The 7,218-nt window shown below is 62.5% G+C and carries 7 protein-coding genes; all 7 read left to right on the forward strand.

The window, feature by feature from the left end; all coding sequences use genetic code 11:
* Positions 1–32: 32 nt before the first annotated feature.
* Positions 33–968 carry a 4-hydroxy-tetrahydrodipicolinate synthase family protein gene (locus P3W85_RS05480; RefSeq protein WP_276264020.1) on the forward strand — a complete coding sequence of 312 codons (936 nt, stop codon included), beginning with the start codon at positions 33–35 and terminating at the stop codon, positions 966–968.
* Between the two features lie 19 nt (positions 969–987).
* On the forward strand, positions 988–1,767 hold the full coding sequence (locus tag P3W85_RS05485; protein ID WP_276264021.1) for an SDR family oxidoreductase: 780 nt from the start codon (positions 988–990) through the stop codon (positions 1,765–1,767).
* A gap of 190 nt (positions 1,768–1,957) precedes the next feature.
* Entirely contained in the window at positions 1,958–2,908 is a 951-nt protein-coding gene (locus P3W85_RS05490) for a Bug family tripartite tricarboxylate transporter substrate binding protein (RefSeq protein ID WP_017224587.1), read from the forward strand.
* A gap of 24 nt (positions 2,909–2,932) precedes the next feature.
* Positions 2,933–4,216 (forward strand): D-amino acid dehydrogenase, encoded by a 1,284-nt coding sequence (locus tag P3W85_RS05495; protein WP_276264022.1) that lies wholly within the window; start codon positions 2,933–2,935, stop codon positions 4,214–4,216.
* A gap of 410 nt (positions 4,217–4,626) precedes the next feature.
* The gene (locus P3W85_RS05500; protein ID WP_276264023.1) at positions 4,627–5,682 is read left to right on the forward strand and encodes a porin; all 1,056 of its coding nucleotides are present in this window, start codon (positions 4,627–4,629) and stop codon (positions 5,680–5,682) included.
* Positions 5,683–5,859: 177 nt separating this feature from the next.
* On the forward strand, positions 5,860–6,978 hold the full coding sequence (locus tag P3W85_RS05505; RefSeq protein WP_276264024.1) for a Re/Si-specific NAD(P)(+) transhydrogenase subunit alpha: 1,119 nt from the start codon (positions 5,860–5,862) through the stop codon (positions 6,976–6,978).
* A 20-nt stretch (positions 6,979–6,998) separates the two neighbouring features.
* Positions 6,999–7,218 (forward strand): proton-translocating transhydrogenase family protein (locus tag P3W85_RS05510; protein ID WP_276264025.1); only part of this gene is annotated, 220 nt, incomplete at its 3' end.

Raw genomic sequence — 7,218 nt, forward strand, 5'->3', positions numbered from 1 at the left:
ACACCTATCTGACTTAACAACGGAGACATGACATGAGCAAGATGAAGATTGAAGGGTCCTTTGTCGCCCTCATCACCCCCTTCAACAAGGACGGCAGCACCGACTTCGGTGCCTTTCGCGAGTTGCTGAAGTTCCAGGAGGACAATGGCACTGCAGCGGTGCTGATTATGGGGTCCACCGGTGAAGTCTCAATGCTTTCGCAAGCAGAGCGCCAGGCCATCATTGCCGAGACCGCAAAGATGAAGACCGGGAAGATGAAGCTGTTCTATGGCTGCACCGGTAACAACACCGAGGCAACCAAGGACTATCTCTCCTTTGCCAAAGCCAACGGCGCGGATGGTGCCATTCTGGCAGCGCCTTCTTACATCTGCGCATCGGAGGCCGACATCGAGCGCTACTTTCTCGACGTCGCCGACGCGACTGACCTGCCGCTCGGCATCTACAATAACCCGCCTCGGGTAAAGACCGATCTGCATTGGGACAGCCTGCTGCGCATCTTCAAGCATCCCAACTATGTCGTCCACAAAGAATCAACCACGCGCGTGGGACAAGTGGCACAGGTGCTGCGCGGTGCGCCGGATGTGTCCGTGATGTGCTGCGACTCGCCCAACCTGGGACTAGTCGTCCCGACGATGAGCCTGGGCGGCCACGGCACGGCAAACATGACAGGCAATATTGCACCTGCAGAGCTGGCGCTGATTTCCCGGCCCTGGACATCGGCGGACGTCTCCGTCAGCTTCCGCAGCGCATACCTGCGAAACCTGCAATTGCTGCATTACGCCTACTCGGCAATCAACCCGGTTGCCATCAAGTCGCTGATGAAAGCGGTCGGGCTGCCTGCTGGCGACCTGCGCAAGCCCCTCACCGGCCTGGAAGGGGCGCCGCTCCTCAATGGCCTTCGGATCATCAAGGAACTTGAGCTCGATCAGAAGTACGGCTGGTCCTCGCCCATGCTCAATGCAGCTTGAACCGCAACGGGAGAAGTCAATGGATCTAAGCATCGCTGGGCGCCATGCTCTCGTCTTCGGCGGGAGCAAGGGCATGGGGCGCGCTTGCGCGCATCAGTTAGCCTCGGAAGGGGTACATGTCGTCATTGCCGCGCGCACCGAGAGCACACTGGCCGCGGCATCGGAGGAAATCGCTTGTGCGACTGGCGGCGTCGTCAGCTACGTGGTGGCGGACATCACCAAGGACGATGGACGAGAAGCTGCGCTTGCGGCGTGCCCTGCTCCGGACATCCTGATCAACAACGCGGACGGTGCGCCTCCGGGGGATTTTCGTCAGTGGACACCGGCGGACTGGCATGCTGCCATCGATTCCATGATGCTTGGGCCGATCGATATGATTCGGCGCGTGGTCGACGGAATGATAGAACGCCGCTTCGGCCGCATCGTCAATATTGTCTCGCGCAGCGTGAAGACGCCGCAGCTGGAACTGGGCTTGTCCAACGGCGCGCGTTCCGGCCTCGTCGGTTTTGTCGCGGGCCTCGCGCGCCAGACGGTGGGCCACAACGTCACGATCAACAACCTGCTCCCGGGCGTGTTCGCGACCGATGCACAGCGCCATCACATCGAAGGTATGCTGGAATCGACAGGCAAGACCTTCGAGCAGCTCTGGCGCGAACGCGGAACTAACAACCCGGCTGGCCGCTACGGTCGCCCAGAAGAGCTTGGTGCGCTCTGTGCCTTCATCTGCTCAGAACAGGCGAGCTATATCTGTGGCCAGAGCATCCTGATTGACGGCGCCGCCTACCCCGGCACCTTCTGACACGAGGCTTCGTCGAAGCCCATCCGTTGCAGCGCGGCTCTCCGCAGGTCCCCACTTTGAAGAAAGTGGTGACCTGCCTCCCTTGATCTTCAAACAAGCTGATTCAGGTATGCGACTACACCATTCTCGCTTGACCCGCGCACGCCACGTCCTCGGTGTGCGCATAGGCGTCACACTCCTGGCGACCTTTATGGCATTGGGCGTGGCCAGAGCACAGTCCAGCGCCGACCACCCCTATCCGTCCCGTCCAATCACCATCGTCGTGCCGCATGCACCTGGCGGCTCGGTAGACGGCCTGGCGCGCGTTTTTGCGATGAAGCTCGGTGAAGAGCTAAAGCAATCGGTCATTGTCGACAACCGGCCGGGTGCTTCCGGCCTGGTCGGGGCCGGCATCGTTGCGCGCTCGGCGCCGGACGGCTATACGCTCTACATCAACGCGTCGATCCACAACATCAATCCGATGCTCTATCGGAAAACGATCAAGTTCGATGCGGTCAAGGATTTCACGGCTGTCAGCATGCTGGCGCAAGGGGCTCTGATCTTCAGCGTGAATCCGCAAGTGCCGGCAAAGTCTGCGCGGGAGCTCGCGAGCGCGGTCAAGGCGAATCCAAAACAGTACAACTTTGCCACGAGCGGCAACGGTTCGGCCGGTCACCTGGCGTTGTCTCAGTATATGTATGACAGCGGCATCGCGGATCTGCAGGTACCCATTGCCTTGTACAAGGGCGGCGGGCCCGCACTGGCCGACCTGATGGGGGGGCAAGCCCAGGCGATGATGGATCCGATGCTTTCGTCACTGCCAAGTGTCAAGGCCGGCAAGCTTCGTGCAATCGCGGTCACAGGGCGCACGCGCAGCCCATTGCTGCCCGATGTCCCGACCATGCAGGAGGCGGGATACAAGGACTTCGAATTCTATTCGTGGTACGGCCTGTGGGCACCGGCGAAGCTGCCCAACGAGATTCGGAAGACGCTTGATACGGTATCCGCGAGGATCATGGCAGCGCCAGACCTCAAGACTCGCCTGACCGGACTGGGATTCGAGAGCGCATACAAGAATGGCGGCGACTTCGAGAAGTATATCGACAGCGAAACCAAGCGATATCGCACGATCATCGATCGGGCGCACATCACCGCCGATTGAATCATTGGAACGAAGGCAGGAGATATGCGCGTCCTAGTGCTTGGTGCCGGCGTTGCCGGCGTATCCGTCGCCTATCATCTGTGGCGCGACGGCCATGAGGTGACAGTGCTGGACCGGGAAGCTGGTCCGGGGCAAGGAAGCAGCTTTGGCAACGCCGGCGGTCTTTGTCCCGGCTTTGCCGGCCCCTGGGCGGCCCCCGGGATGCCGGGAAAGGTATTGCGCATGGCTCTGCAAAGGCATGCGCCGGTCCGCTTCTCCGTCCGGCCGGATGTCGAGCGCTTGCTCTGGGTGGCAAAGTGGCTCGACGAATGCAAGGCGGCGCGCTTTCGCATCAACAAAGCGCGCATGCAGCGCGTAGCGCACTACAGCATGCGCTGCATGCAGGAACTGATCGACCAGGTGCCAGGCCTCTCATTCGACTATCACAGCAGTGGCACGCTGCAATTGCTCGAGACCGACCAGGAGCTCGAGTTGGCACAACTGGCCTCCAAGACGCTGGATTCGTTCCAAGTGCCATGGCGCATGCTGGGCCGGGACGAAGCCGTTTCGCTCGAACCCTCCCTGCAAGCGGGAGACGCGACATGGAAAGGCGCGCTCTATCTTCCAGGGGATGCGTCGGGGGACAGTTCCAGGTTCTGCATCGGTCTTGCCGGCTACATCGCCAGTCACGGTGTCTCATTTCACTACGGCGTTTCCGCAACACGGCTCGTTCAAGTCGGCGGCCGCCTTACCGGAATTGAAGTCGCGAATGGCGGGCAAAGAGAGCAGTGGGAGGCTGATGCTTGCGTAGTAGCCCTGGGCTGCCAGGCGTCTGCGCTCCTCTCGACGGTGGGCTTGCGGATTCCCGTGTATCCCCTGAAGGGGTACTCGATCACGATCCCGATCACGGATGCAGAGGCGGCTCCCCGCATGGCGATCATGGACGAGCACCACAAGATCATGCTTACCCGTCTTGGAGACAAGTTGCGTGTTGCGGGGATGGCCGAGCTCGTCGGATACGATCTGACGCTTCATCCCGCTCGTGCAGAGTTGCTGTCAAAGCTGACACGGCGGCTCTTTCCGCGAGGACTCGATTTTTCCGCTGCCTCGCCGTGGGCCGGACTCCGTCCGATGACGCCAGATGGGCCGCCGATCCTTGGCGCGACACCATTGAAGGGCCTGTACCTGAATGCAGGCCACGGATCAAATGGCTGGACGCAGGCCTGCGGGACCGGCCGCCTGGTTGCCGACGCGGTATCGGGCAGACCGCCGGCGATCGACATGGACGGACTAACAGCCGAGCGCTTCGGTATGAAGACTTGGGCTTGAACCGGTTTGCCCAGGCTGAGCATTTCCTGTCCGTGGCTGGATCCTTCATATCGGGGATGTCTTCTGACAAAGCGCAGTCGACGCATGCGTTGCCGCCGGCTCAAGGCCCGTCAAGGCCGCCCATGGCAACGGCAGCAGCGATCCAGCCGGCTCCATCCATGGTTGCACTCATGGGGAAGCAGACGGCGGAACGTGCGTTACACGAGCACTGGCGCGACTTGACCTTCGCTGGCACTTGCCCGAGCGAACGTAACACCCCGCAAACGAGCGCCGATCTGCTCGCATTCGACCTGTATCCGATGCCACGGGCACCGAAGGCGCTCGCATGCGGGTGCTCCGCGGCATCCGTACTTCGATCCGCAGGAAGTCGGGAACGTGGGGGCTCGGATTATAAAAACGAGAGGAGAACGATGAAAACAGATGGGAAGTACTTGGTTGCGGCAGCGATGGGCAGTCTGCTCACTGGTGCGGCAGAGGCACAGTCCAGCGTCACGCTGTATGGTGTCATGGATGCCGGCATCGAATATGTCAGCCATGCCGGCGTGGACGGCTCCGGCTCGGCATACCGCGTCACATCCGGAAATGCGGCCGCTTCACGGTGGGGGCTGCGCGGCAGTGAGGATTTGGGTGGAGGCGTGAGCGCAATCTTCGTTCTCGAGAGCGGCTTCTTCGCGGATACCGGCATGGTTGGACTCGGCGGCCGCCTGTTCGGCCGGCGAGCTTTCGTCGGTATCGCGGGCCCTTGGGGCCAGGTGACTCTTGGGCGTCAGAACAATACCTTGTTCGACTTCTTTATTCCCTTTGACACGAACCGCTATGCACCCTACTCCGTGCTTGCCCACGATGCGCAATTCGCAGGCCGGGCTGACAATGCTATCAAGTACACCGGAGATTTCGGCAACCTGACGATCAGCGGGCTCTATAGCGCTGGATACGAGTCAACCATTTCCGGAGGCAGCGAAGTCCCGGGTGTACAGCGCGTCGGTCAGGAAATCGGGGCGGGAGCGTCCTATACGGCCGGCAAGCTCGGAATGGCTTTCGTCTATGACCAGCGCCGTGGCACATCGGTAGCCAGTGCCGGAAACGTGGAACGTCGCTATGCTGCAGGACTTATTTACACCAGCGGCCCCTTCACCGCAATGGCCGGCTATCGCTTCCTGCAAAGCGGACTTGTCAATCCCGCAATCCGCTCCAATCTCTATTGGTTGGGGGGGGCCTACGCGATGAAGCCCGCGCTGACGCTACGCGCCGGAATATACCGTACGGATGTGCGCGCCTCAGATGACGATGCCATCAGCTACACGCTGCAGCTTGCCTACAACCTGTCGAAACTCACGGAAGTCTACCTCAACGCTTCCTACATGGACAACAAGGGGCGCTCAACGCTAGGCGTGGCAAGTGCGACCAAGACTGCGCAGGGTGTTGGACAAACCGGCGTCGCAGCCGGAATCAAGCACATCTTCTAGGTATCGGGGGTCACGGCGGGTGAGCTGCGCATCGCCGCCGTGCCCGGTTGGCAGCAGAACCGAGCAAAACCCATGTCAGTCGCGATGCATTGCCTGAGGCGAGGCAATTGAGAGCGCCCATTCCAAGGGTACGGGCCGTGCGCGCATCGAGGCAGTTGAAAAGTAGAGGAGAAATAGATGTACATCGGCATCCCGCAGGAGACGCGGGCCGGCGAGACTCGCGTCGCCGCCACCCCGGAAACCGTCAAGAAGTACGTCGCCCAGGGCCACAAGGTGGTGGTCCAGGCTGGCGCCGGCGTGCGCGCCAGCCAGCCGGACAGCGCGTATGAGGCAGTCGGCGCCACCATCGGCAGCGCCGCCGACGCCCTCGGCGCGCAACTGGTGCTCAAGGTGCGCGCGCCTGAGCCGGCCGAGCTGGCGCAGATGAAGCCGGGCGCCGTGCTGGTGGGCATGCTCAACCCCTTCGACGCCGAGAACAACGCGCGCATGTCCGCCGCGAGCATCACCGCCTTTGCCCTGGAGGCCGCGCCCCGCACCACGCGCGCGCAGAGCATGGACGTGCTGTCGTCGCAGGCCAACATCGCCGGCTACAAGGCCGTGCTGGTGGCGGCGCACCATTACCAGCGCTTCATGCCGATGCTGATGACCGCCGCCGGCACCGTCAAGGCCGCGCGCGTGCTGATCCTCGGCGCCGGCGTGGCGGGCCTGCAGGCCATCGCCACGGCCAAGCGCCTGGGCGCCGTGATCGAGGCTTCCGATGTGCGCCCCGCCGTCAAGGAGCAGATCGAATCTCTGGGCGGCAAGTTCCTCGATGTGCCGTTCCTGACGGACGAAGAGCGCGAGATCGCGCAGGGCGTGGGTGGCTACGCGCGCCCGATGCCGCCGGACTGGGTGAAGCGCCAGGCCGAGCTGGTGCACCAGCGCGCGACCCAGGCCGACATCGTCATCACCACCGCGCTGATCCCCGGCCGCAAGGCCCCCACGCTGCTGCAGGAAGCGGCCGTGCAGCAGATGAAGCCGGGCTCGGTGGTGGTCGACCTGGCCGCCGCACAGGGCGGCAATTGCCCGCTGACGGTGGCCGATGAAGTGGTCGAGCGCCACGGCATCATCATCATCGGCCATACCAACCTGGCCAGCATGGTGGCGGCCGACGCCTCGGCGCTTTATGCCCGCAACGTGCTGGACTTCCTGAGGCTGGTCATCGACAAGGATGGCCACTTCGTGCTCAGCAAGGACGACGACATCGTCGCGGCCTGCCTGATGACCGGACAAGACGAGTTGGCGCTGGCCAGCTAAGCGCATTTAAGGAGACGTTCATGGAACTGGTGAACCACACGGTGATCAACCTGATCATCTTCGTGCTGGCGATCTACGTGGGCTACCACGTGGTCTGGACGGTAACGCCCGCCCTGCACACCCCGCTGATGGCCGTGACCAATGCGATCTCGGCCATCATCATCGTCGGCGCCATGCTGGCGGCCGGCCTGACCGAGGGCGCGGTGGGCCGCACCATGGGCACGCTGGCGGTGGCGCTCG

The organism is Cupriavidus basilensis (assembly GCF_029335485.1).
Classification (GTDB): domain Bacteria; phylum Pseudomonadota; class Gammaproteobacteria; order Burkholderiales; family Burkholderiaceae; genus Cupriavidus; species Cupriavidus basilensis_E.

Coding starts and splice junctions, on each gene's coding strand:
- P3W85_RS05485 (WP_276264021.1), top strand. CDS start 988: ATGGATCTAAGCATCGCTGGGCGCCATGCTCTCGTCTTCGGCGGGAGC.
- P3W85_RS05495 (WP_276264022.1), top strand. CDS start 2,933: ATGCGCGTCCTAGTGCTTGGTGCCGGCGTTGCCGGCGTATCCGTCGCC.
- P3W85_RS05480 (WP_276264020.1), top strand. CDS start 33: ATGAGCAAGATGAAGATTGAAGGGTCCTTTGTCGCCCTCATCACCCCC.
- P3W85_RS05505 (WP_276264024.1), top strand. CDS start 5,860: ATGTACATCGGCATCCCGCAGGAGACGCGGGCCGGCGAGACTCGCGTC.
- P3W85_RS05490 (WP_017224587.1), top strand. CDS start 1,958: ATGGCATTGGGCGTGGCCAGAGCACAGTCCAGCGCCGACCACCCCTAT.
- P3W85_RS05500 (WP_276264023.1), top strand. CDS start 4,627: ATGAAAACAGATGGGAAGTACTTGGTTGCGGCAGCGATGGGCAGTCTG.